This window comes from Bacteroides sp. OM05-10AA (genome assembly GCF_003439055.1).
Classification (GTDB): Bacteria; Bacteroidota; Bacteroidia; order Bacteroidales; family Bacteroidaceae; genus Bacteroides; species Bacteroides intestinigallinarum.
In genome coordinates this window covers 40,875-64,384 of the sequence record NZ_QSUR01000008.1, presented here as the reverse complement: position 1 = coordinate 64,384, position 23,510 = coordinate 40,875, and the positions used below count along the sequence as shown (strand labels likewise).

General features: G+C 35.4%; 20 protein-coding genes. 9 read left to right on the top strand and 11 right to left on the bottom strand.

Annotation, left to right across the window (positions count from 1 at the left end):
* Positions 1–106 precede the first annotated feature (106 nt).
* The gene (locus DXB58_RS08095) at positions 107–1,018 is read left to right on the top strand and encodes a lipopolysaccharide kinase InaA family protein (RefSeq protein ID WP_004324329.1); all 912 of its coding nucleotides are present in this window, start codon (positions 107–109) and stop codon (positions 1,016–1,018) included.
* A gap of 4 nt (positions 1,019–1,022) precedes the next feature.
* Here DXB58_RS08095 and DXB58_RS08090 read toward each other — a convergent pair whose 3' ends face one another.
* From DXB58_RS08090 to DXB58_RS08065, 6 genes are read right to left on the bottom strand one after another with little or no spacing between them, the layout of a single operon-like run.
* Positions 1,023–1,835: an FkbM family methyltransferase gene (locus DXB58_RS08090; protein WP_122136487.1), complete on the bottom strand. Its 813-nt coding sequence runs from the start codon at positions 1,833–1,835 to the stop codon at positions 1,023–1,025.
* Positions 1,832–2,965: a glycosyltransferase family 1 protein gene (locus DXB58_RS08085; protein ID WP_122136486.1), complete on the bottom strand. Its 1,134-nt coding sequence runs from the start codon at positions 2,963–2,965 to the stop codon at positions 1,832–1,834. The genes DXB58_RS08090 and DXB58_RS08085 overlap by 4 nt, the downstream gene beginning before the upstream one ends.
* A 29-nt stretch (positions 2,966–2,994) precedes the next feature.
* Entirely contained in the window at positions 2,995–3,807 is an 813-nt protein-coding gene (locus tag DXB58_RS08080; RefSeq protein ID WP_004298296.1) for a phosphorylcholine transferase LicD, read from the bottom strand.
* Between the two features lie 15 nt (positions 3,808–3,822).
* Positions 3,823–4,554: an NTP transferase domain-containing protein gene (locus tag DXB58_RS08075; protein ID WP_122136485.1), complete on the bottom strand. Its 732-nt coding sequence runs from the start codon at positions 4,552–4,554 to the stop codon at positions 3,823–3,825.
* Positions 4,551–5,600 (bottom strand): histidinol-phosphate transaminase, encoded by a 1,050-nt coding sequence (locus DXB58_RS08070; protein ID WP_122136484.1) that lies wholly within the window; start codon positions 5,598–5,600, stop codon positions 4,551–4,553. The genes DXB58_RS08075 and DXB58_RS08070 overlap by 4 nt, the downstream gene beginning before the upstream one ends.
* A gap of 1 nt (position 5,601) precedes the next feature.
* Positions 5,602–6,411, bottom strand: a complete 810-nt coding sequence (locus tag DXB58_RS08065; protein ID WP_004324334.1) for a glycosyltransferase family 2 protein — start codon at positions 6,409–6,411, stop codon at positions 5,602–5,604.
* A gap of 197 nt (positions 6,412–6,608) precedes the next feature.
* Between DXB58_RS08065 and DXB58_RS08060 the strand changes: the two genes are divergently transcribed.
* Together DXB58_RS08060 and DXB58_RS08055 are read left to right on the top strand one after the other, a co-directional pair.
* Positions 6,609–7,592 carry a glycosyltransferase gene (locus tag DXB58_RS08060; protein WP_004324335.1) on the top strand — a complete coding sequence of 328 codons (984 nt, stop codon included), beginning with the start codon at positions 6,609–6,611 and terminating at the stop codon, positions 7,590–7,592.
* Positions 7,593–7,620: 28 nt separating this feature from the next.
* The gene (locus tag DXB58_RS08055) at positions 7,621–8,724 is read left to right on the top strand and encodes a glycoside hydrolase family 99-like domain-containing protein (protein WP_122136483.1); all 1,104 of its coding nucleotides are present in this window, start codon (positions 7,621–7,623) and stop codon (positions 8,722–8,724) included.
* Between the two features lie 87 nt (positions 8,725–8,811).
* On the opposite strand, the gene DXB58_RS08050 is transcribed toward DXB58_RS08055, so the two are convergent.
* Positions 8,812–11,118, bottom strand: coding sequence for a glycosyltransferase (locus tag DXB58_RS08050; RefSeq protein ID WP_122136482.1), 2,307 nt, complete (start codon positions 11,116–11,118; stop codon positions 8,812–8,814).
* Positions 11,119–11,470: 352 nt separating this feature from the next.
* Here DXB58_RS08050 and DXB58_RS08045 point away from each other — a divergent pair, with 352 nt between their 5' ends.
* Both DXB58_RS08045 and DXB58_RS08040 read left to right on the top strand, forming a co-directional pair.
* Positions 11,471–12,400 (top strand): glycosyltransferase family A protein, encoded by a 930-nt coding sequence (locus DXB58_RS08045; RefSeq protein ID WP_122136481.1) that lies wholly within the window; start codon positions 11,471–11,473, stop codon positions 12,398–12,400.
* 88 nt (positions 12,401–12,488) lie between these two features.
* Positions 12,489–13,814, top strand: coding sequence for a glycosyltransferase (locus DXB58_RS08040; protein ID WP_074559310.1), 1,326 nt, complete (start codon positions 12,489–12,491; stop codon positions 13,812–13,814).
* 72 nt (positions 13,815–13,886) lie between these two features.
* On the opposite strand, the gene DXB58_RS08035 is transcribed toward DXB58_RS08040, so the two are convergent.
* The 4 genes from DXB58_RS08035 to DXB58_RS08020 all read right to left on the bottom strand — a co-directional run bounded on the left by DXB58_RS08035 (position 13,887) and on the right by DXB58_RS08020 (position 17,656).
* Positions 13,887–14,726: a glycosyltransferase gene (locus DXB58_RS08035; RefSeq protein WP_004324340.1), complete on the bottom strand. Its 840-nt coding sequence runs from the start codon at positions 14,724–14,726 to the stop codon at positions 13,887–13,889.
* On the bottom strand, positions 14,726–15,724 hold the full coding sequence (locus DXB58_RS08030; protein WP_004324341.1) for a glycosyltransferase: 999 nt from the start codon (positions 15,722–15,724) through the stop codon (positions 14,726–14,728). The genes DXB58_RS08035 and DXB58_RS08030 overlap by 1 nt, the downstream gene beginning before the upstream one ends.
* A 52-nt stretch (positions 15,725–15,776) precedes the next feature.
* Positions 15,777–16,592, bottom strand: a complete 816-nt coding sequence (locus tag DXB58_RS08025; RefSeq protein WP_004324342.1) for a glycosyltransferase family A protein — start codon at positions 16,590–16,592, stop codon at positions 15,777–15,779.
* A 191-nt stretch (positions 16,593–16,783) separates the two neighbouring features.
* On the bottom strand, positions 16,784–17,656 hold the full coding sequence (locus DXB58_RS08020) for a glycosyltransferase family 2 protein (RefSeq protein WP_117937677.1): 873 nt from the start codon (positions 17,654–17,656) through the stop codon (positions 16,784–16,786).
* A 332-nt stretch (positions 17,657–17,988) separates the two neighbouring features.
* Between DXB58_RS08020 and DXB58_RS08015 the strand changes: the two genes are divergently transcribed.
* From DXB58_RS08015 to DXB58_RS08005, 4 genes are all read left to right on the top strand, one after another.
* Positions 17,989–19,713, top strand: coding sequence for a DUF5722 domain-containing protein (locus DXB58_RS08015; RefSeq protein WP_004324345.1), 1,725 nt, complete (start codon positions 17,989–17,991; stop codon positions 19,711–19,713).
* Between the two features lie 37 nt (positions 19,714–19,750).
* Positions 19,751–21,943 (top strand): DUF5722 domain-containing protein, encoded by a 2,193-nt coding sequence (locus tag DXB58_RS08010; protein ID WP_055167939.1) that lies wholly within the window; start codon positions 19,751–19,753, stop codon positions 21,941–21,943.
* A 483-nt stretch (positions 21,944–22,426) separates the two neighbouring features.
* The gene (locus DXB58_RS28345) at positions 22,427–22,747 is read left to right on the top strand and encodes an AAA family ATPase (RefSeq protein ID WP_255421144.1); all 321 of its coding nucleotides are present in this window, start codon (positions 22,427–22,429) and stop codon (positions 22,745–22,747) included.
* Positions 22,705–23,379, top strand: a complete 675-nt coding sequence (locus tag DXB58_RS08005; RefSeq protein WP_317126786.1) for an AAA family ATPase — start codon at positions 22,705–22,707, stop codon at positions 23,377–23,379. Before DXB58_RS28345 ends, DXB58_RS08005 begins: the two co-directional genes overlap by 43 nt.
* The last annotated feature ends 131 nt before the right edge of the window (positions 23,380–23,510 follow it).

Here is a 23,510-nt window from a genome sequence, read left to right as displayed (position 1 = left end):
AGAGTTAGCCAATCTTTGTGAGAAAAGAGAAAAATATAGTCGGAATATGGCCTAATTTCTTTATCTTTGCTCAATCTTTGTAATTAGGATTATATAGGAGAGTGTAATGAGAGTGATTGTAAATCCCAAGTACGCACATTTGCAGAAGGAGATAGAAGAAGTTCCGAGGTCCTTCCAGAACGAAGGAGATGTGGTGTACGATGGTCGTAATGTTCTAAAACGGATTAGTTTGGGCAGCATTGATGTTGTGGTGAAGAGCTTTAAAAAGCCTCACATCATCAATCGTGTTGTATATTCGTTTTTCCGCCAGTCGAAGGCAGAACGTTCCTATATTTATTCTATGGAGATTCAACAGCATGGCTTTGACACTCCGGAGCCGGTGGCTATGATCGAACAATTTCAAGATGGTCTTCTCTCACATAGCTATTACATTTGTTGTTATGATGGCGGTGAAACTGTCCGTTCCCTGATGGATGGAAAAGTGGAGGGGAATGAAGACAAACTTTCAGCTTTTGCGCGCTACACTGCTGCTTTGCATCAGGCAGGTATCCTTCATTTGGACTATTCTCCCGGTAATATACTGATTCATCAGAATGAAACGAATGAATACAGTTTCTCTCTGGTCGACGTGAATCGTATGCAGTTGCTATCGGATATTGATTGTGATACGGTATGCCGTAATATGTGCCGTTTGTGTATTTCGCGTGAGGTACTGACTTACATCATGACAGAATATGCTTCTTTGCGTGGATGGGACGTCGAATCTACGGTCAGTCTGGCTCTTCGTTACAGCGATCAGTTCTTTACTCATTACATTTATCGTCGTGCGGCACGGAAAGAAAAAGAAAAGCATATTGTGTCCCTGATTTTATTCTTCCGTTTATACCGTTCCGTGCGTAAGTTCTTTTCTTGGGAACCGCATATCTCACGTTTCTTATTGAAAAAGGAAAAGCATATCTATGATACATACCTGTGCAAGTATGATTATTGTGAATTGCTTTCTGCTGATTATCAATGATTGATTACTTCTTACTTCCGCGCATCACTACACTGCGGATTCTATGCCTGAAAAACCCTTTTTGATTAATATATGTACAGTTATGCTTGTTCAAAAATGCAGAGATAACTTCTTCGTCATCACGCAGGTGATATGTGCAAATGGCAAAATCTAGTTTCTGGCAATTCTGAAATAAGTTCTTGCATCCCGCCAATGCATGCCGTTCGGCTCCTTCTATATCCATTTTAAGAAACAGATGTTCATCCGTCTGATTATTGAAGAAATCGTCTAATGTTTGCTCTCTCGAAGAATTATGGTCACTTACATACTTTTGGACAATCGTCACTTTATCTTGCCATGGTTCGAAGGTGGCTCTGATAGCTTCCAACCATTGCTCGTCCTGTTCAAACAAATAGATATGTTTGGCTTCCTCCACAATTTCCAGTGAAGAATATCCTTCGGCACAACCGACATCTACAAAAACCTTTCCCGTGACATCTTTTACGCTATCGAAATAGTGATGCGGTGATCGCTTGTCCTGCTCCATACTCAAGGCTTTGTAGTACTTCTGAATCTTCTTGGGTGGAGTACTTTTCCTGAAATAGAGCCGTTTCTTCTCTTGTTGTACATAGTATAAGCCTTTTTTCTCATCCTTTTGTACATTGACAGGCATGTTTGTATATTCATCTTTGAATTCATACAAATGCCTTGAATATCCGTGCTCTTTAATATATTCATAATATTTCAGATAGGGTGAATCAGGTTTATACCCTTTCATAAAATAATATGGAAGAGTGCCATATATAAATTTCTTTATTGTATGTTTAAGTGCGTTCATTTCATTAGTTGCTTGTAGATGTTTAAGATCTCCTCCGCTTGCTTTTCTTCTGCAAATCTTTTAGCAAAAATTTGACCCTTTTCAATCATATTCTTTTTTCTCTCAGGATCTGCGTATATCTGTTTGAAGGCATCGGCCATTCCTTTGATATCGTCAGGATCTACATAGATAGAGTCGGAACCTCCGGCTTCTTCCAGGCAAGATCCTGTAGCGGCCACTACCGGAATGCCGGAGTATAGAGCTTCTATAATGGGAATACCAAAACCTTCGAAGCGGGAAGGGTATACAAAAATTTCTGCTAACTGATAAAAAGCCGGTAGATCATCAAAAGGAACATTGCTGATGATATGTACCCTTTCTTCCAGCTTATTCTCCTTAATGAAACGTTCAATCTTATCAGTATATTCCGTATGACGTCCTACAATGACGAGATGAATCTGTTCAGGAAGCATCATTAGTGCCTGCACCGCTGAAAGGGCGTTTTTGCGTTCTTCAATACTTCCTACGTTAAGGATATAGTGATCCGGTAGCTGATATTTAGCTCGGACTTCTCTTTTCTTCTCTTCTGCTACAGGATGCATGAATGAAGGATCACATCCCTGATAAACAACTTCTATCTTGTCGGCGGGAATCCTGAAATACTCAATAATATCACGCTTGGTACATTCGCTGATAGCAATGATTTTATCGGCATTTTCACAAGCTTTGCGGAATTTGTATGTGTATATTTTCCTGTCGATCGAATGATAATATTGCGGATAGCGCAGAAAGATCAGATCGTGAATCGTTACAATACTTTTTATCTCGCTTTGATGTATATTCAGGGGCAACTCATTACTAAGTCCGTGGAATATATCGATTTTTTCTTTTTCCAGTTGTTGAGTAACGCCCCATATTCGCCACAATGAACTTAACTTTTTCCAGGAAGAAGTAGTGGGATAAGAAAGCTGTAGTTGCTGATACTGCTTCGTTAATTTGTCCAGCCTCTTGTTTTCCCGTTTCTTGGGGGCATACAGCACATATTCATTCTCCGGATAGAATTGGCATAGAATATCCACTATATAGCGGCTATAATTACCCAGACCGGTGAAATTCTGTACTGCACGTTTTCCGTCAAAACCTATTCTCATTTCTACTTCTTACCTTTATGTGATTATAATTAGACTTCAAAATTCCGATAAGGTTTATTCAAGTCTAAATAATGGAAATTGTGTTGTCTTTGTCCACTTTGTTTAGGTATGGTCATGTAATCTCCATATTTCTGTGACAGATAAGCGTCGTATTTCTGTACTCCCCATACTTCTTCATCTTCAAACCGAATGGGAGTAGGAGTGCCCAGGATATCCTTCGACATAATTCCTTTCATACCGTCATCATAATCGCAGACTAATGCGCATTGGTCGAAATCGTATTTCTTCATCACCTTCCTAATGCTTTCCTGTGCTCCGGTAAGGGTAAAAAACTTTCTGCATAATAGCGGTATCCATGAACTGGGACCTTTTCCATGTTTGTATGGATCGCGATGAATAAGATAAAGTACTCGTTTGTAAAACTCATACTTCGCAAAATGCATTCTTTGCGCCATACGGCTTTCCGGAACTCCATCTAGTGGAAATATATCAATATATACACCTCCCAGGTATTTGAGATGCATACGCTCGATTAAAGTTGTGTTGGCATCCTGCACCTTTGCGAACGGAAGAGGATATTCCTTATCATTCTCAGCGCATACCGCTTCGTAAGGTTCCGGTAACCATTCTTTGGCATTAGCCATTAGTAAGTCATAATCAGCTCTTGGCATTCCGATATCCAAGTCATCATCCCAGGGGATGAATCCTTTGTGGCGCACAGCTCCCAACATGGTGCCTGCCATGATGTAATATCGCAGATTATGTTCTTTGCAAACTTTGTCAACAGCTAATAAGTTCTTTAATATGCGAAGCTGTAGAGGGCGGATGTCGTAATTAGCCATTCTATCTGATTTTAATTAATAAAGACTGGCTGGAATCAGCTTTTGTGCCTGTTGAAAGTCTTCTACTGTGTCCAGCTCGGCCGAGAAGAACTCGGTGGTGTCCATAACGTAAAAACTATATCCTTGCGGAATCAGTCTCTCAAAAGCCCGTTCGTAGAATATATTATCCAGTCCTTCGGTAGTAATCATAATTTCCAGTTCCCGGAATAGCGCTTTGGTATATTCAGCTGACATCTTTTCAATGCCGATAGATTCTCCGATAGCATCGGATATCGAACAAACTTTGCTGATTTCAACAACCTTTTGTGTGTCGTCCACGATGACTTTTATTTCTTCTGCTCCGAGCTCATGGCGATTCAATGCCAATATGTCGTCCTTATCCGAATGAAGCAGTTTCTCTACAATCTGCGGATCGAATACAATGTCGCTGTCTAATAACAAAATTTCTTCCCCATCCGTATATGGACGGGTGAGCCATAATGAATAGATATTGTTGGTTGATTCATACCTGTCATTATAGATGAAAGTAATATCTTGGGTTGGATAATGTGCCTGTAGAAAATCTACGATTTGCTGCTGGCGATACCCGGTGACAATGATGAATTCATCAAATCCGTTTTGTATCAGGGCATCAAAAGCCCTTTCCAAAAGGCATCGTTCTCCTATCTTGAGAAGACATTTGGGCGTCGTATCGGTCAGCGGGCGTAAGCGTGAAGCTATTCCTGCGGCTAATATTACTGCTTTCATTTGGATGCTATTTCTTTGATTGTATCTATAACGATCCGGTTCTGCTCTGGGCGTCCCAATGTGATACGCAAATGAGTATTGATATCCGGTTCATTCATAAATTTCACTTTGTAACTCTGTTCAGCAAAAGCTTTTTGTAAAGCCTCTTTCAGTTCTATCGGGTATTTGATTAAAATAAAGTTGGCAACCGATTCATATACTTTGAATCCGGGTAATACGCCGATTTCCTTTTCGTAACGCTCACGGTCTTCATTCATTAGTTTGGCGATGTTTCGGTAGTGTGCGTCCGATTTGAGAGCCGCAATGGCGATATCTTCGGATATCCGGTTGTATCCCAGATATTTATTGCTGTATCTACTGAATTTTTCCAGCTCCTTACTCATAAATCCGAATCCCATACGTAAACCGGGCAATCCATAAAACTTGGATAAAGTACGGGAAATAATCAAATTCGGATATTTATTAATGAGCTTTTTGATGTAGCTGGTATCAGTTGAAACAAAAGAAGCGTATGCTTCGTCTATCAGTACCACTGTTTGGCTGGGTACTTCTGCGAGCAGTTCATCCAATTCTTTCGGAGTTAAACCATTGCCGGTAGGGTTATTGGGAGAAGCTAGTAAAAGAATCTTCGGATTCTCTTTCTGAATCATATCTTTTAGCGTCTCAAAGTCATATTTAAAAGTATTTCCGTCTTCGTAGAGAGGATATTGCAAAGTATGGCCATTCACCTCATCTGCAATTGATTTATAATACCACCATGAGAACTTGGGAATCAACATCGTTTTATTTCCATCTTCTTGAGTCAGGAAGTAGTGTACAGCTTGTTTCAGAATATCTTCTCCGCCGTATCCTAATAAGACTTGTGTTTCATCTATATCGTAAAGTTCGGATAAGAAAACAGATAATATACTTTTCTTTCCTTCATCATAAATGCGGGTATAAAAACAAAGTTTATTTATATCGAAGTTTTTTAAAGCTTCTACTACTTCTTTTGATGGACTGTAGTTAAATTCGTTTCGATCTAAAAAGTTCAAATTCTTTTCCATATTAGTTTTGTATGATTCCTTTATCGCACCAGGTTAGTTTCCTGACTTTCGTTTCGTTCAAAATACTGCGGTTGTTGCTCAAATTATCCGTTCCATGTAATTCGTGATGAAGGTGGAACACAATTCCCGCAAATTTGATGGTACGCTTGCGTACACCGCTATTGATGAGGCGGCACACTAATTCATGATCTTCGCTTCCCCATCCGGTAATAGCTTCATTGTACCCATTGACTTTTAATAAATCCTCTTTCCAGAAAGCCATATTGCATCCTCTGGAATATGAAATATCCCATTGGCGATAATGCTGAAGTAGTGGGCTTAGCCAAGGCAAATGTACTCCGTTGATTGTGTTTTTAGTACCTTTGTCGTGAATAGAGATAATACAGTTCCTTTCTGCTAGCATCTTTTTGGTTAAACCTTCCCGGATTAATACACGGCTACCGGTTACGAAACTGCCTTTTTTAGCAAAATGTACATGATCTTTGACGAAATCTTTGTGTAAGACGATATCTCCGTCAATTTGTATAATATATTCTTTAGATGCTTTCGCAATAGCTTTGTTGCGGATGGAGGCCAGTCTGAAGCCTAGATCCTCATGCCAAACATGAATAATAGGGACTTCGGAGGAGGCTGCTAATTGATGAATTAGTTCTCTTGTATCTTCTTTAGAACCATCATCGGCAATGATAATTTCATCTGGAAGGAGAGATTGACGTAGCACGCTTTTAACGCATAATTCTAATGCGTCGCTTCTATTATAGGTGGATATAATTAGCGATGTACTTATGTTGCTCGCCATGGGTTTATTCATATAATTATTACTAAGTTAGTTAAATAGTTAAGGGGGCTTGCACTAAAATTCTACAAATGTATACATTTTATTTGGTTGTGACAAGCGTTAAAGGCTTTTTTGCTAAACATTAGAGGGTTAGCATTCTTTTTTAAGAATAATATCCGTATCTTTGCTATCAGTTTGTTATAATAACTAAGATAAATAGTGTGTTTGTAATGGAAAATTATCCGATAGAAGTTAGTATAATCATCCCTAATTATAACTATGCTCGTTTTTTACAGCAACGTATCGAGTCAGTATTGGCACAAACATATACAGACTATGAAATAATATTATTGGATGATGCTTCAACCGATGATAGTGTGTCTATTTTAAACCATTATAAAACAAATTCTCGTGTCGCTCATTTGGAGATTAATTCAGTCAATACAGGGAGTCCTTTTATACAGTGGCAAAAAGGAATAAGTTTGTCTCGTGGAAAATATATATGGATTGCCGAGAGTGATGATGTGGCTGATTCTTCTTTTTTGGAAAAAGCTGTTTCTATCTTAAATCAATATCCTCATGCTTCTTTCTGTTTTTTAGGTTCACATTGTATAGACGAGAAAGGGAATAAACTATCTACAGATTTTGACCGTTGGACTTCAAAGCAATTACGCCGTCCTTACAATATAGGTGTTTTTGATAGTGAAGATTATATAAAACAGAATCTTTATTGGCGCAATTATATTTACAATGCTAGTGGTGTTGTCTTTCGTAAACAATGTTTTGAACAGATAAAGGATTTGTCTTGTTTCTCAATGCGCTATAGTGGTGATTGGCTTTTTTGGATAGAGATGGCGAGGCAAGGGAGTGTTATTGAGTTATATGAAAAGCTAAACTTTTTTCGATTGCATTCAACAAGTACAACTGTTGAGGGTAACGCTTCAGGTAATGCGATTCTTGAAGATATTCAAGTAGTACATTATGTTGAATCATTTTCTTATCCAATAGGGCGTTATAAGCGTTTGATGCGACATGGAATGCTTTATAAAAATATAAAGCGTGCAAAAGTTGATCCGAAAATGAGATTGTTGTTGTTTGAAAAACTGAAAGGATGTTTTGGCACAAGTGTGTGGACATATAGATGGGAACGAGTTAATAAATACATGAGTTTTTTGAATCCATGGCAACCTACAAGAGATAGAGATAGGTTGTAATGAATTGTGAAGTGCAATAAAGAAAGATATGGTTGACAAAAGAATTATAGCATTTTATTTGCCGCAATATCATCCATTTCCTGAAAATGATGAATGGTGGGGTAAGGGATTTACTGAATGGAGAAATGTGGTTAAGGCTAGGCCTCTTTATCGTGGCCATTATCAGCCACATTTACCGGCAGATTTAGGTTTCTATGATCTGCGTGTCCCGGAAGTTCGCCAGCAGCAAGCTGATATGGCTCGAATGTACGGGATTAATGGCTTTTGTTATTATCATTATTGGTTTAATGGTCATCAATTGATGGAAAGACCGCTAGAAGAAGTATTATCTTCTGGCAACCCTGATTTTCCATTTATGCTTTGTTGGGCTAATGAAAATTGGACACGGGCATGGGATGGTGGAAATCGTCATATTTTGATTGCTCAAAATTATTCGGAAGAGGATGATCGTGCGCATATCCGTTATCTACTAGATAATGTATTTAGTGATTCTCGATATATAAGAGTAGACGGTAAACCTGTATTTTTAATTTATCGTTCTATGCTTTTCCCGAATATGAAAGAGACTATTCGAGTTTGGAGGGAAGAAGCTTTTAGTAAAGGAGTGGAGTTGTATTTATGCCGCGTCGAAACTATGGATTGTTATGGAGAAGAATACCTTCAGGATGGTTTTGATGCTGCTGTGGAGTTTCAACCTTTCACTCATCAAATGAATGAATTTCAAAAAAAGAGAAATCCATTACGAAAGTTTGCTTATAATATAAATCGTCACCTTTTTAATACATGTAAGAAGAAGAAGATTGATTACTCGGAATATGTAGATTATATCTGTAAAACTCATTTTCCTGACTATAAAATGTATCCGGGGGTTACTCCAATGTGGGATAATACTTCTCGTCGAAAGCAAAAGATGTTTATTTTAGACAAGAGTACTCCCGAAAAATACGGTGAATGGTTATATTCGGTTATGAATAAATTTGTGCCTTATAGCAAAGATGAGAATTTTGTTTTTGTCAATGCTTGGAATGAATGGGCAGAAGGTAATCATTTGGAACCTGATTTAAAATGGGGATTCCGTTATTTAGAAGAAACAGAAAAGGTGGTAAAAAGTATGCAAGAAGATGGCTTTTAGATATAGGGAGGTGATTGTTTTTTTCTAGAATATATAATGTTGCTCGTGTTCGAGCCAGAGCTAGAGAAATCTTACAAAAAGATTTCTCTAGATATTAATTCGTAGAATTCTGTACCATATAAATTTGAAAAAGATTTTGTTTCTGCATTTACTATTGGTATAGGTGTGGCGAAAATTTTGCACTTCATTAAAAGCTTGTTTGAGAGGAACTGAACTTTTAATAATATGCTTTACTCGTTTATACTCTTTTTTTTCTTCTTTAAGGTCTAATGTCGGGATCTCTTTTCCTTTTCTATAAAATTCATTCCTTGATTGTATATAGTATATGTCATGATTTTTAACAGGAAATGCGTTGATCGTTTTATTATATATTTCTGTATATTCGTTGCCCATATCTTTTAAGGACTTCATATTTTTTAAAAGATGTCTGATTCTTTCCACTTTCTGTTTATACTCTTGTGGGGCTGATTTTATAGTTGAAATGAGTTTAAAGATATCGTCTAATGTGCTATTTATAGGTAAAATCCAGCCGACATCAGCTCTTTTTACTCGTTCGGCAATTGCTCCTAGATCAAATGAGATTACGGGGATCTCTGAAATTAAACTTTCTGATAAGGTATAAGAATATGTTTCGGGCCACATAGATAATAAGCAGATTAATTTTATGTCATTCTCTAGTAATAAGTTGGGAAGATCTTGTTGTATATACTTGCCGTGATAAACATAATTTGTCTTATTCTTATTGCATTTTTTGTTTGTTGTTTGTCCGAAAAGATGAATGTTTGTGTCTGTGCCTTTTACTTTCTCTGTTAATTCCTCTAAATATTTTAGTCCTTTTTCTTCTGTTATATATCCAATAAAGGCGATATTAAACTTTTTATTCTTCTTTTTATCTGGATTGTCATTATTAGGCTTTCTGTTTATTTTGTCATAACCATGTTCTACCACTTCGATTGTTAAATCCTTATATGTGTTCAGGAATATATTTTTTGTACTGTACGATGGAACAATGATCTTTTTTACGGTTTTAAGATTTTCATAAAACTCTTTTCTCCAAAGTGGAATGAAGTTGATATTCAGGTTGAATGTTTTTGCTATGCATGAACCACATCCTGCTGCGTTAGCATAGTTGCATAGAAAAGTTTCTTTGTTAAAGAGCTTCACAGAAGGACATATTGAATAAAAGTCATGTAAAGTATATATGACAGGGATGCTTCTTTCTTTTGCTACTTTGAATATATCCAAATACATGTGTTTTAAATGATGGATATGTATTAAGTCTATTTTTAAAGTGTCTATTAGTATTTTAATGTCTCTATTAAATGTATCATTATAGAGGTTTAATGTCGTATATTGTGAATATGGACCTAGGGTGGAGGTAATCTTGTCAAATGGTAAAAAAGAAGTTACATGATATTTAAAATCATCATCGGAATAATAAAGAACATGAAAATTAAATTCTTCTTTCATGTTTGTTATTAAATCATGTACATGTAAAGTTGTTCCTCCTATATTTTTCTTTTCGGCTTCTTTGAAATCATGTATTACAATTAATACATTTTTCTTAGAATGTGAATTAATGGCATAGCGGATATTTAACTGTATATCTGAAATTGGATTTTGTTGTACAAAGGACTCTGTGTTCTCGACGCATGAAGGATATCTACTTTTTAATATTTGTAGGTGAGAATTTATTAGCTCTGTTTTTTCTTGAGAAAATGACTGGGTTCCTTTATGGTAGATGTATGTGTTGTCACATAGTAGATGCCTATATCCAGCTTGTAGACATCTGTATGAAAAATCATTTTCTTCACCGTAGCCTTTTCCAAAAGTTTTTTCATCGAAGAGACCAATATTGTTTATGGCTTCTCGTTTAATATACATACAAAATCCATTTGCAGTAGGAATTTCAGGGAATAGGTTCATGCTGCATCTTTCAACAATTTCTGCATATTCCTCTATCGTAAAATCTGATGGTATCGTATTTTCTGACATAAAATCAGGTACGGATGCTAATGTCGCATTGTTAGATAGTGGAGTAACAGTTGCTATTGCAGCTTTGCTATATGCGCACTTTTGTATTTTAGGGAGCCAATTTTTCGTGACCTCTGTGTCGCTATTTAATAAAACAACATCGCGTGACGAGTGTTGCATCCCGATATTAACCGTTCGTACAAATCCTTGATTGCTCTCATTGTTGATTATTGTAATATTTAAAGATGGATATTCTGTTGTAAACAGGTTTAGCAAAGGAAGGATTCGCTGGTCTGTACTTTTATCATTGATAAGTAGTAAGGTATGTTTAGTAAGGTCTGTATGCTCAATCACAGTCTCTATACACTTCTTGGTAAAATCAAAAGCATTATAGATTGGTATTATAATATCAGTATCCATGGTGAATTAAAATAGATTGAGGTGAAGTACCACTTTGTAGAAGTACAGATTGTTTTTATACATAATGACACAAAGGTATAAAGAAAAAATAAGAGTGGCAAGTTATTAATCTCAGAGGTATAGATTTTAAGGCAATATGTTTTTCATCTAACTTAATACTCTGCTATGGCTTTTGATGTTATTTGGGTATAGGGAGCTTCCAAAATATAAAGTCAATTGTTCTTGTATAATTGATTGTTAGGTTTGTCTCTATTAGAATCGAGAATATCAGAAATTAAAGTGATCTTATTAATGCAAATCTTTCATCTCATTTACTTATCTTTGCAAATGAAACTATTGAATAGTTAGAAAAATGAAAAATAAACTGGCAATCATTATACCTGCTTATAAAGCTTGTTTTTTTCGGGAGGTTTTAGATTCTATTGTAAGGCAGAGTAACCGTGATTTTACGGTCTATATCGGTGATGATGCCAGTCCTGATGATTTAGAATCAATAGTATTTGATTATAAGGATAAATTAGATATATTCTATTTTCGTTTTGAACAAAATTGGGGTGGGAGAGATTTGGTTGCTCATTGGGAGCGCTGTATTGAATTATCTGATGAGCCGCTGGTATGGCTTTTTTCAGATGATGATTTAATGCCACCAGATGCTGTAGAGCGGGTAATAAAGGTTTGGAAGAAGTCTGGAGAATGCGATGCTGTATTTCGCTTTCCTTTGGCTATAGTAGATGCGTATGGTGAACTGAAATATACTAATCCACCTTTTGAGACAGAAAGGATTTCTGGTTATGATTTCTTATTAGACAAGTTAAGTGGTAAAATATCCTCTGCTGCGTGTGAGTATGTATTTACACGTGATGTTTGGAAGAAAACAGGAGGGTTTGTTAGGTTTCCTTTGGTATGGTGTTCAGATGATGCAACATGGGCAAAGTTTGCGGATTATGCATCTGGTATTATTTCATTACCGGGAACTCCTGTTTATTGGCGGAATGCTGAAGATAAGAATATAAGTAATTCTACACGTTTTGATGGGGAGAAGCTTAAAGCTACCGGACTTTTTCTAAAATGGATTGGAATGAATTATAGATTAAATCTCCGGGAGTCTAGATTTCAAGATGCGTTGGTGGCTTATGTGAATGTAATACTAGAGTGTTCTGTAAGAGGGAATTATAGTCTAAAAGATTTGGTTTGTTTATATGCTATTTTGAGAAAACTCTCTCCTACTGTGGCTTTACGTGTCCTACGTTCCCATATTTTGAAAGCCAAACTTTTTATTTGAGATAATTTCTTTTGATGAAATGTTCAGTCTATAATTTATCTCCTAGTTAGAAAGAGATGGTTGAATATTAATTTTATTGAAATACAAAATGAAGAAAATACTTTTTATTATACCTTGCGTTCCTTATCCTTTGAATTCTGGGGGAAATCAGGCTTTCTTTCAAATGGTAGACTATATCCGTCATAAAATGTCAGTTTCTGTGTTGTTTTATGCTTGGACGATTGATGAGGCAAAAAGGGTAGAAAAGTTAGAAGATTTGTGGGAAGATGTGGATTTTTATACTTTTGTTAAAGAGACAAAAGAAGAACCGGACTCTCCTTTAGTGCGAAATCCTTTTTATTATAAGTGGCTGAAAAAGCTCAAGATGTCTATTGAGCGTAAAATGCGGAGGCAGTTATTATCTACGTCAAACGGTACCGTTGATTTGTTGAAAGATAAAGATTTTGTACGTGAAAAGTCTGTTTTACCTAATTCTGTATATAAAGAATTTGATACACAATATATAGATTATGTTACAAAAGTAGCACATACAGGGTTTGATATCATTCAGGTAGAGTTTTATGAATTGATAGCATTGGGATATGTGTTACCGCAGAATGTACAGACGATTTTCGTTCATCATGAATTGCGATATATACGTAACGAGAATGAGATGAACCTTTTTCAGGCAATACGGCCTAGTGATCGGATGAATTTTCTTGTTGCAAAAGACTTCGAATGGAATGCGTTGCAGAAGTATAAGCATATAATTGCTTTAACGGAAGTAGATAGATTATTGTTAACTAGCTATTTAGGTCGTGAAGACCATATTTATGCTTCTCCTGCAGTGGTAAAATTTGAATCGAATTCAGAGACGGAGTTTATCCCTTGTGTTCATCGACGTTTTACTTTTGTGGGATATGGAGAACATTTTCCAAATCTAGATGCTGTTGTATGGCTTTGTAAGGAAATAGTTCCTTATTTACGTAAATGCAATTTTGAGTTCACTTTGCAAGTGGTTGGAATGGGATATGAACGCTATTCTGCTGAATTACGAACGGCTTGTCCTGAGATAGAGTTAGTTGGATTCGTTGAGAATTTGACCTCTTTCTTGCAGGGGAGCATTGCTCTTGTTCCTATTCGTATCGGAAGTGGTATGAGAATGAAAATACTTGATATGGTTTCTTCAAATGTTCCTTTTATTACAACTTCAAAAGGATTGGAAGGTATTCATTTTAACGACGGCGTAGATTGCTTGATAGCCGATAATACTGTTGATTTCGCAGATGCTATGATTAAATTATCCAATGATTTGGAGTTACAAAAAATGTTGGTTCATCAAGCTAATGACAAAATGAAGAATATGTATAATCCACAAGAAATGTTGGATCGGAGATTATCGGTTTATACTTCTATTCTTAAAGATGAATTTTAATGTTTTTGTTGAGCCTTTGATTCTATATTGTCATCTTGAAAACGTTTTAGATTCTTTACGCATTAACTGCTGCTATTCATTCTTGAATGATATGAAGTGGCAAAAAGATCTAATAAATTGTTTGAGAGACTTTTTATCTTTGGGAATATTGGCATTGGCTATTATCTGGGATAAACTGTATTGAGATACTAGATATTGGTCTGAGCTTTTTATAAAGCCGTTGAAATCTTTATTATCCGAGACTGCATCATAACTTTCATTGTGTTTTCTCCATAAAGTTAATTCCTGGGGAATGTAATAGACTTTATTGAACACACATATTTGTCTCCAAAGCCAGAAATCCAACCATGCGGGGTAAGGGGTGCTAAAATTAATATTTTGAATTACTTCTTTTTTTACACAAACGGCGGAGAATGTGGGGATATAGTTTGAATCAAGGTAGGGAAATATGTTACTGCCTGAATGTTTTTTGAGGAATGAGGAACTAAATTCTATATATGAATCATATTCAGGGTTATTTGATAGGTTTATAACTTTGATGCCATTGACTATGAAATTTGCTAAAGGATTCTGTTGAATTGTATCTTGTAAATATTCAATATGGTTATTGGTCCAATAATCATCACTCTCACAGAATGCGATGTACTCTCCATTAGACTTTTCAATTCCTAATATTACAGTCTCAGCTAATCCCCTGTTCTGGTTACCGGGATGTGTGTATAGTTTTATGTTTTTAAAACGGTTGGCATATTCTTCTATTATAGGAAGGCTTTGATCTTTGCTTCCATCATCTACAACAATAACTTCAAATGATTTATTGGTTTGTCTGATTAAAGAATCTAAAGTCTCTTTTATATATTTAGCATAGTTGTACGAAGCAACGATAACTGATATCAATGGTTGTTTCTTCATTATTGTAGAATAAGGGTTAAACATAACAGTATCAGTAAGACACAGGATATTCCTAAAGTAACTAAATAGTATTTCTTATATTTCTGGTATTTAAGCTTATACTTGTTATATTTAGAAAAGAAAAAAGATGGATCTTTATATAAATTGAAAACTTCTTGTAGGTGATTGTATAACCATTTGTCGTCTTTTCTTCCCAGATAATCATAGAATTGAGTAAAATAATATACATATCCTGCATAGCCGCCAGGATTTGCATCAAAAACGATACGGAAAAAAGAATTATCAGTAATAAAACCAGCCTCATTGAGATTGCTACTAGGCTTCATACCATGGAAATGGATAAGTTTAGCTTTGTCATTGATACCCCAATAAGGTTTCCAATTATATTCTATTGGTAGTAGTTCCATGTCTTTGAAGCATAATTCGTTTAAATATCCTTGGTCAAAAAGTCCGGATATGTTTCTTTCTCTATTTTTCATTTTAAGAATAAATTCCTCATATTTCTCTTTCATGCCTTGGATGTTCATAACTAATACTCCTGCATTAAAATATTCCATATCTTCCACATTACGCTCATATTCTGGGGCAGCTGCTAGATAAGTGGGATGTGGAAGTTCCTCAAGTAAAATGTCAGCATTGAAAATCACGTCTATATCAGAATAAAGAACATACTTTTCTTCTTTTTCCACAACAGGGATTTCCATTCTCATAAATGTTCCGAAAATTCGGTTATATTCGATTTCTTTCCCTAAATTCTGCAACATCCATTCACGCGGATATATCTCCATCAACTCTAGCTTATAGGGCAATTGATGGAGGATTATTTCTACATTGAATTCCTTTAATAAGTTATAAACAGGGTCATTGGTGTTGCCATCATATAGGCAAACTAAATGGAGAGATGTGTTTTTCCTAGCACTGATTAACATGACTTTTAGTAAATCAAGATAGTCTTTTCGAGTGACTATGGAGTCTGTCAGACAAATGTAACATTTCATAATCTGATATTTTTATTGCGTTATTTAATAGAGAACATTATAGATATATTTTTCACTCTTTTTTAGCCGAGTTTGTATTTGTCTGATTTTGTTTTGACCAATGGGTTAGCGTTTTAATATGCCCCAAATAATATAATTCTTCTTCAGTTGGTTTTGCGCTATTCATATACCAAGGTAAATGCCTGACGGAATAAGGGTAGCCGGTTCGAATACAGAAACAGTCTGGATCAATAGGTTCCCCGATAAAATAGGGCTTATATACAGCAAAGGTTGTATCTATTAAAGCTTTGAATATGTTAGGCTCTATTTCTTCTTTCCAGAAAACGCTTTCCCACTCTATAACTTTTTCTTTTAATTTATAATGATCTGGTAGGTCGTCTATGCAGATTGAGAAGCCAGCCTTCAATGCTTTTGGATATTTCTGTAGTAATAAAATAAATTTCTCAATAAAATCGTCAGGACAATTAGGGAGGATCTCTAAATCAGAATCGGTATAGGCATAATAAGAATCCTTGAATTGCTTAAATATCCCTGTTTCCCACAATGATAGATGCCCGACATTCTTATTTAACATATATACAGGGTATGGTAATCTTGTATAGTATTCTAATAGTGGAGGGTATGTTGATTGGTTATCAATAATATATAAATTATGGTATCCTTTACTTTCTAAGCTATGGATTAGCTTTGTTAGCATTTCCAAACGGTTGTAGTTGTTAATAATGATAGGGATGTCTTTATAGTTGATTTTCTTTACTCCAAAGAACCTTTTTTTGATTTCGGGAATAAACCATTTAAGAAATAGCTCTTTAGACCTTTGAAAGTCTTGATTGAATGCTTTATATTTTCGAATCAACTTTCTTCTCATTTTTTATTTCTGTTAACAATGATGTTATACATTAGTTTTTTCTGGTTTATAGATTGCAAAGCTACTATTTTTTTTTGATTAATATTCGTCATTTCTAATATTGTATATTCAATGTTATTATTGTATGATGTTTGGATAGAGGTCGGCATTAGATTCTTTTAGATATTCAGAGTGACGACTTGAGGTGTTTATTATCTTTTTCTTTTAAGAAATCTTTCTATTAAAAATAAGAATTTAATATACTGTCGTGCTTTTCTTTGGATCCAAACAGTGTCTATGAGTTGTTGAACTCGGTGCTTTGATAATATGTCTAATGCCTGCTCTTGAGTTCTTACCTTCTCTTGAAGGGTAGTATGATTCTGATAAAACTCGCTAATCAAATAGGGAAAATTATTTTTAAAAAAATCGGAACGTTCTTGCATGATTAAGTTGCCACTTTTAGGGTCAGAACTTATTCCATAAACATTAAAGTATGAGACTGCAAAATTTAGATGTTTTGTTGTGCGATTAAACAAAAGGATTTGTTTTATAAAAAAAGCCCAATCTGATATAATCCGGTATTTTTCTTCATATAGCATATTTTTAAAGAGTTCTCTTTTAATAAAAGTCGACGGATGTCCTAAAGAATAATTATATATAAAAGGTAGGGTCAATTTGTCGGGATAAGGGCTGATTTGTATATCATCAGCATTACGATACTGATATAAATCAGCATAGACAATATCTTCTGTGAAATTTTCTTTAAATACTCGTGCTAGAATGTCATTTTCTAACCAATCACCGGAATTTAAAAACAAAAGATAGTTGCCTTTAGCTTTAATAATTCCTTTGTTCATAGCATTATAGATTCCTTTATCAGGTTCTGATACCCAATAAGATAAATGTGATGCATACTTTTTTATAATGTTAATACTATTATCGGTTGAGGCTCCATCAATAATAATATGTTCAAAATCCTTAAAGGATTGTTTTTTCCATATACTTTCTAGAGTTTTCTCTAAGCCCTGAGCGTCATTTCTGTTAATTGTGATTATGGATAGTTGTGGCGTATTGTTTAGGTTCATTTCTATTGTTTTGGTTTATGATGATTGTTGTTGGTTGATTGTATATTAGTGTGCTATAATCATGTGGAAATTCTGTTTTTGTGCTTATAGGAGTCTCTAAGGATTTTTTCTATGATAATTATTCCTGCATTTTTTTGCAAAAATAGTGATTTATGCGTAATAATATATGTTCAGTGATTAGAAAAATGAATAAAGTTTGGATAATTTTTGTGATATCTATATATGTTTAAAACAAAAAAGATAAACAAAAAAAAGAGAAACAAAATCTTTTTTTCAATCGTATAGTCTATCTTTGTACGAAAGAATCCTAAACCTGTTATTTTTATTTACTTATGGGCATATTTGAAAATCGATCACTCGTAAGCAGTGATAGACTGAAGCGATTGTTGCTTTTTGTATTGTTTTTGTTATCTGGACTAATGTTGTTAGTTGGATGTCATGAAGATCAAGAGGAAGAAGTTATATCTTCAATTTATAATGAAGATGATCTGAAATATGAAGATAGCCTGAAACAATATTTGCGAAATACTTATCCCTCTGTTATAAATAAAGTATCTGTAACAGAATCCTCTATTGAAATTGTGGGTAACTGTGTGGGTGAAGGGCATTTTTATTTGGGTGAGATCCCTCCTTATTTGGATGTTACAAAGATAGACAAGGCCCCATATAAGGTAGAGTTGACTGAAGCATCGTTTAGTATCGTATTAGATCGTTTTATTGAAAGAGAAGGTGTTTTATATGATCGGTTATTGTCAAAATGGGCTATTTTTCAAATGACAGATCTAGCAGACCAATTGGTGTCTCATGCACGACATGCAGATGAAATTTGGGCATATCAACATTTATCTCCTATTACATTGACTTCTAAGAAAGGACTGGGAGGTCTTACTGCAAATTCGTTTATATCAGATTTAAGTTTATTGGGTATTAGTAGTGCTACAATTAATGTTTGTATTACTCATTTTATGCATCTTACTCCCAAAGCAGGAGATATAGAACATCTGTATGGAGGAAAAACGTATTATATGGATGAAGAGTATCTCAATAATACTTTAGACAAAGTTTTATTAGAAGCAACAAAAAAAAGGAATATCTCCGTTGCGGCAATTATTTTAATTGATCCGGCTTCACGAAGTGTAGATACGGGAATTGGAGAATTATTACAGCATCCGGATTATAGTGAAGGAACTTATACGATGCCTAATATGACAACTTTGGAGTCGGTAAATTGCTATGCTGCGGCACTTGATTTTTTAGCTAGAAGGTATTGTAGATCAGATAATCGCTATGGACGTATCTCTCATTGGATTATGCATAATGAGGTTGATGGTGGGCTCTCATGGACAAATATGGGAGTGAAGCCTGTTACTATCTTTTCGGATACTTATATAAAGTCTATGCGTATGTGTTATAATATTGTGCGTCAGTATGATGAACATGCAGAGGTGTTCGCTTCTTTTTCACATTCGTGGACTGATATTTCTAATGTGGGATGGTATACTAGTAAAGACATTGTTGATTTGTTGAATACTTATAGTCGGGTTGAGGGAGATTTCCAATGGGCTATGGCATATCATAGTTATGCGCAATCATTATTTAATCCTTGTACATGGCTTGACCCGGATGCAACTTACTCTATGGATACAAAGTATATAACATTCAAGAATTTAGAGGTGTTGAATAAATGGGCTTTGTCTAAAGAAAATAAGTATAAAGGGACTGTTAAGCGTTCTGTATGGCTTTCAGAGGCAGGTGTAAATTCTCCTACATATTCAGATGAGGATTTTCAGAAACAGGCGGCAGGTTTTGCTTACGCATGGAAAAAGATAAACGCATTAGAAGGCATAGACGGAATACAATGGCACAATTGGTTCGATCATCCAGGTGATGGGGCTTGCTTGGGGTTGCGTAAGTATCTGGATGCAACTTATAATGGAGAAGCAAAGCCGGTTTGGTATGTCTATCAAAAAGCAAACACAGAAGAAGAAGATGAATATTTTGAACAGTTTCTATCTGTAATTGGAATTTCTGATTGGAATATTATTGAAAAATTTTAATTTATCTGCATTATTAACTAAAACTGAAATTATGAAAATGTTAAGTATTGTTTGTACCAAAAAGCTGGAATATGTTGTAAGGCGTTGTGTTATGCCGTTGTTAATACCGTTTTTAATTGTGAATGTGATTTCTTGTGGTGATGATTTTGTGGAAGACACTGGAGGAGGTTCTATACCTCCTGAAGAGATCATAACTCCTCCTGTTTATATGCTATTAGATGGTCCATATAAATCAGGGGTAGTTTTAACTCGAAATGAGGATGATAGTTATATTATAGAAACTATTGATGGAGATCCGTGGGTTACGGGTGGCCGATTTAAGGAAGACATTCCAAAGGAATGTAATGTGCTTGAGTTTGAATACCAGACAATGATGGGTATAAGCAATCTGGAACTTTTTTTTGCAGATGCTGAAACCAATATTGATGCTTCTCATAGCATGAGTGCAGGGGAAGTTCCGGGTACTGAAACATGGAAATCTTTTAGCGTGCGTTTAAAACAATATCGTAAAGATTTTGATTGGGGGAAAAAGGGCGATTATTTGCGGATAGATTTTGGTAATGTTCCTGATAATACGATACAAATACGTAATATATGTCTGCGTGTAATGAATGAGGAGGAAAGGAAGGAAGAGGAGGAAGAAGATAATGAAATTCTCAATAAGGAAAAATATGAGCAAAATATAAAAGACTATCTAAATAAGGGTTATAATTGCCATGTGACTGATATCACCGTCGGGAAGGACATAATTAGTGTCCGGGGAAACTATCAGGGGGATGGAATTTTCTTTTTAGGAGAAATACCGCCTTTTGTTGATATGTTTAAAGCAAAAAAGATAGAATCTATATATAAAACAGTTTTGTCACAGAATTCTTTTGAAATCCATTTGAATCGTTATGCGGCTATTGGTGGTTATCAGTATGATCGTTTATTATCTAAGTGGGCAATATTTAAGGAAGGAGTAGAAAAAGATGAACAAGTATCTCATGCTCGTTATGTGGGGGCAGATGGAATTTATGTAAAACAAAATGTTGGAGCTATTCCATTAAAGTCTAAAAAAGGATTGGGGGGACTTATAAATCATGAGTTTCTTGCATCAGATTTAGATGAATTAGGAATCAGCAGTGCTACAATAAATATTCCTATTACAAATTTTATGCATCTTTCTCAACAGTCGGGAGATATTCCGTATGTGTATGGGGGAGTAACTTATTATTTTAATGAGGAGTATCTTAGAAGTGCATTTGATGTGGTATTAGAACAAACTAGCCAGCGCAATATTTCTGTTGCTGGTATTTTGTTGGTTTCTCCTGAAGGAGATGCCGGAGAACTTCTGAAACATCCGGATTTTAATGGCATAGCTCCTTATACCATGCCTAATATGACTACTATAGAGTCTACGCAATGTTATGCTGCTGCGCTTGATTTTCTGGCACAAAGATATAGTAAACCTGGTATGCGTATTGCGCATTGGATTATTCATAATGAGGTGGATGGAGGTAGCCATTGGACAAATATGGGAGATAAACCAATTGCTACATTTATGGATACGTATCTTCGTTCAATGCGTATGTGTTATAATATTGTACATCAATATGACCAGAATTCAGAGGTTTTTATTTCTTTCTCTCATGGATGGAATATTGCTGCTGGGGGCGGTTGGTATAAGGTCAGAGATATGCTTGACTTTATGAATCTGTTTTGTAAAGCAGAGGGAGACTTCTTTTGGTCATTGGCATGCCATAGTTACCCGGCTCAATTGGGGAATCCTTGTACTTGGGATGATGCTCAGGCTACTTTTTCTATGGATACAGAATATGTGACATTGAAGAACCTTGAAGTATTGGATAAATGGGTTAGTGTCCCACAAAACCAATATAAGGGAGGCATCAGGCGTTCTGTGTGGCTTTCTGAGGCTGGAACATGTTCTCCAAGTTATGCGGATAAGGATTTGCAGAATCAAGCTGCTGGGTTTGCTTTTGGGTGGAAGAAGATCAATGCTTTGGAAGGGATTAATGGAATCCAATGGCATAGTTGGTTCGATCATCTGGGTGATGGTGCTCGTTTAGGATTACGTAAATACAATGATGCGGAATATCAGGGGGAAGCTAAACCGGTATGGATGACTTATCAAAAAGCTGGTACTGATGCAGAAAATGAGTACTTTGAACAATACTTGCAGCGGATTGGTATTGATAGCTGGGAAGGTATCATTCAGAAGATTCCATAATGTTTATTATTTAGGACTATATTGCTAGATATTGTAGTGTAAGTAGTTGGCTATTTCTGTTCTTATTTTTTGATGCCTCTGATGTTTTCTTATAAATTATGTGGTTTATATGGGAGCAAGGATATGATTGGCACTATAATTTTGATGTGCGTCTATTATTCAATAAAAGAATATATTATATCAAACAGATCTTGGATATAAGATGGGGTCTTTAAAATAAGTGGAATCTGTTATTTGTTGGTTATCATAATTATGTTTCTTAGTTAAATGTTTTTTGATACTATCTTTGGCTTAAAGGTTATTCGTATATGCATTTTGACTATGAAATTATCCGCTATATATTAAAGAATGAGTATTCTTTTTCTGTGAGGATTATGATAGATATAGAGTAAATTGCCGAATAAAACTAGCATTTTCTAGAAAAACTGTAGCTTTCATTCGGCAATTTACTCTATATTTTTCTGTATAACCCCAAAACAAGAAATGATGGATACGCTTTATAGGTCATACCGGATGTTGCTTAGCAACATATCCACTGAATTTATCCGTTATCTCCATGATGAGATAGAGTGGAGTAGTAGGCTTATTGCTATTTTAGGTCCACGCGGTGTTGGTAAAACAACTATGCTTTTGCAACATATCAAGCTATATGATAATATCGACGAGACCTTGTTTGTGACAGCTGATGATTTGTATTTTGCAGAACATAAACTGATTGATCTGGCGATGGACTTCTATCAGCATAGAGGAAAAAACTCTATATTGACGAAATACATAAGTATGCTGGTTGGGCTCGGGAGATAAAGAATATATACGATCTGATTCCCGAACTGCAAGTCGTGTATACTGGTTGCTCTATATTGGATTTGGAAGTCGGAGAGGTTGATTTGAGTCGTAGGAAGTTGGAATATCGTATGGCGGGGTTGTCTTTCCGCGAATACCTTGCCATTTCGTATGGTTATCATTTACCTGTTTATTCTTTAGAAGATATACTAGAACATAAAGTAGATTTTCCTTATGCCGAGGCGCGTCCTATTTTGTTGTTTAAGGAGTATCTGCAGCATGGCTATTACCCTTTCTTTCAGGAAAAGGGATATTTGCTTCGTTTACAAAGTATCATTAAGCAGACTTTGGAAAATGATATACCGACTTTTGCGAATATGAATATAGCGACAGCATTGAAATTGAAAAGACTGTTGTATATTATAGCGAAAAGTGTTCCGTTTAAACCAACTTTTACCAAGTTGGCGACTTTGCTTGATATGAATAGAAATACGGTTTCTGATTTGATGTGTTATCAGGAAAAGGCTGGAACAATTAATCAGCTTCGGGCAGAGACGGAAGGTGTCAGACTTTTAGGCAAAGTGGACAAGGTGTATCTGAATATTACGAATTTGTCTTATGTACTTTCTGACAATACACCAGATGTCTATTGAGGTCGCTTTCTGCCATTTTGTATGCAATCACTCTTTTTATATAATCACTTGATCCCTTACTGGCAATTCTTTTCTGCTTATATAAATGTTCAATGTTAAATAATCGCTACTATTTCTTTTTTGCATATGTT

Coding starts and splice junctions, on each gene's coding strand:
- DXB58_RS08020 (WP_117937677.1), bottom strand. CDS start 17,656: ATGAACCTAAACAATACGCCACAACTATCCATAATCACAATTAACAGA.
- DXB58_RS08060 (WP_004324335.1), top strand. CDS start 6,609: ATGGAAAATTATCCGATAGAAGTTAGTATAATCATCCCTAATTATAAC.
- DXB58_RS08065 (WP_004324334.1), bottom strand. CDS start 6,411: ATGAATAAACCCATGGCGAGCAACATAAGTACATCGCTAATTATATCC.
- DXB58_RS08035 (WP_004324340.1), bottom strand. CDS start 14,726: ATGAAGAAACAACCATTGATATCAGTTATCGTTGCTTCGTACAACTAT.
- DXB58_RS08085 (WP_122136486.1), bottom strand. CDS start 2,965: ATGAGAATAGGTTTTGACGGAAAACGTGCAGTACAGAATTTCACCGGT.
- DXB58_RS08040 (WP_074559310.1), top strand. CDS start 12,489: ATGAAGAAAATACTTTTTATTATACCTTGCGTTCCTTATCCTTTGAAT.
- DXB58_RS08055 (WP_122136483.1), top strand. CDS start 7,621: ATGGTTGACAAAAGAATTATAGCATTTTATTTGCCGCAATATCATCCA.
- DXB58_RS08010 (WP_055167939.1), top strand. CDS start 19,751: ATGTTAAGTATTGTTTGTACCAAAAAGCTGGAATATGTTGTAAGGCGT.
- DXB58_RS08030 (WP_004324341.1), bottom strand. CDS start 15,724: ATGAAATGTTACATTTGTCTGACAGACTCCATAGTCACTCGAAAAGAC.
- DXB58_RS08045 (WP_122136481.1), top strand. CDS start 11,471: ATGAAAAATAAACTGGCAATCATTATACCTGCTTATAAAGCTTGTTTT.
- DXB58_RS08015 (WP_004324345.1), top strand. CDS start 17,989: ATGGGCATATTTGAAAATCGATCACTCGTAAGCAGTGATAGACTGAAG.
- DXB58_RS08075 (WP_122136485.1), bottom strand. CDS start 4,554: ATGAAAGCAGTAATATTAGCCGCAGGAATAGCTTCACGCTTACGCCCG.
- DXB58_RS08050 (WP_122136482.1), bottom strand. CDS start 11,118: ATGGATACTGATATTATAATACCAATCTATAATGCTTTTGATTTTACC.
- DXB58_RS08090 (WP_122136487.1), bottom strand. CDS start 1,835: ATGAACGCACTTAAACATACAATAAAGAAATTTATATATGGCACTCTT.
- DXB58_RS08070 (WP_122136484.1), bottom strand. CDS start 5,600: ATGGAAAAGAATTTGAACTTTTTAGATCGAAACGAATTTAACTACAGT.
- DXB58_RS08080 (WP_004298296.1), bottom strand. CDS start 3,807: ATGGCTAATTACGACATCCGCCCTCTACAGCTTCGCATATTAAAGAAC.
- DXB58_RS08095 (WP_004324329.1), top strand. CDS start 107: ATGAGAGTGATTGTAAATCCCAAGTACGCACATTTGCAGAAGGAGATA.
- DXB58_RS28345 (WP_255421144.1), top strand. CDS start 22,427: ATGATGGATACGCTTTATAGGTCATACCGGATGTTGCTTAGCAACATA.
- DXB58_RS08025 (WP_004324342.1), bottom strand. CDS start 16,592: ATGAGAAGAAAGTTGATTCGAAAATATAAAGCATTCAATCAAGACTTT.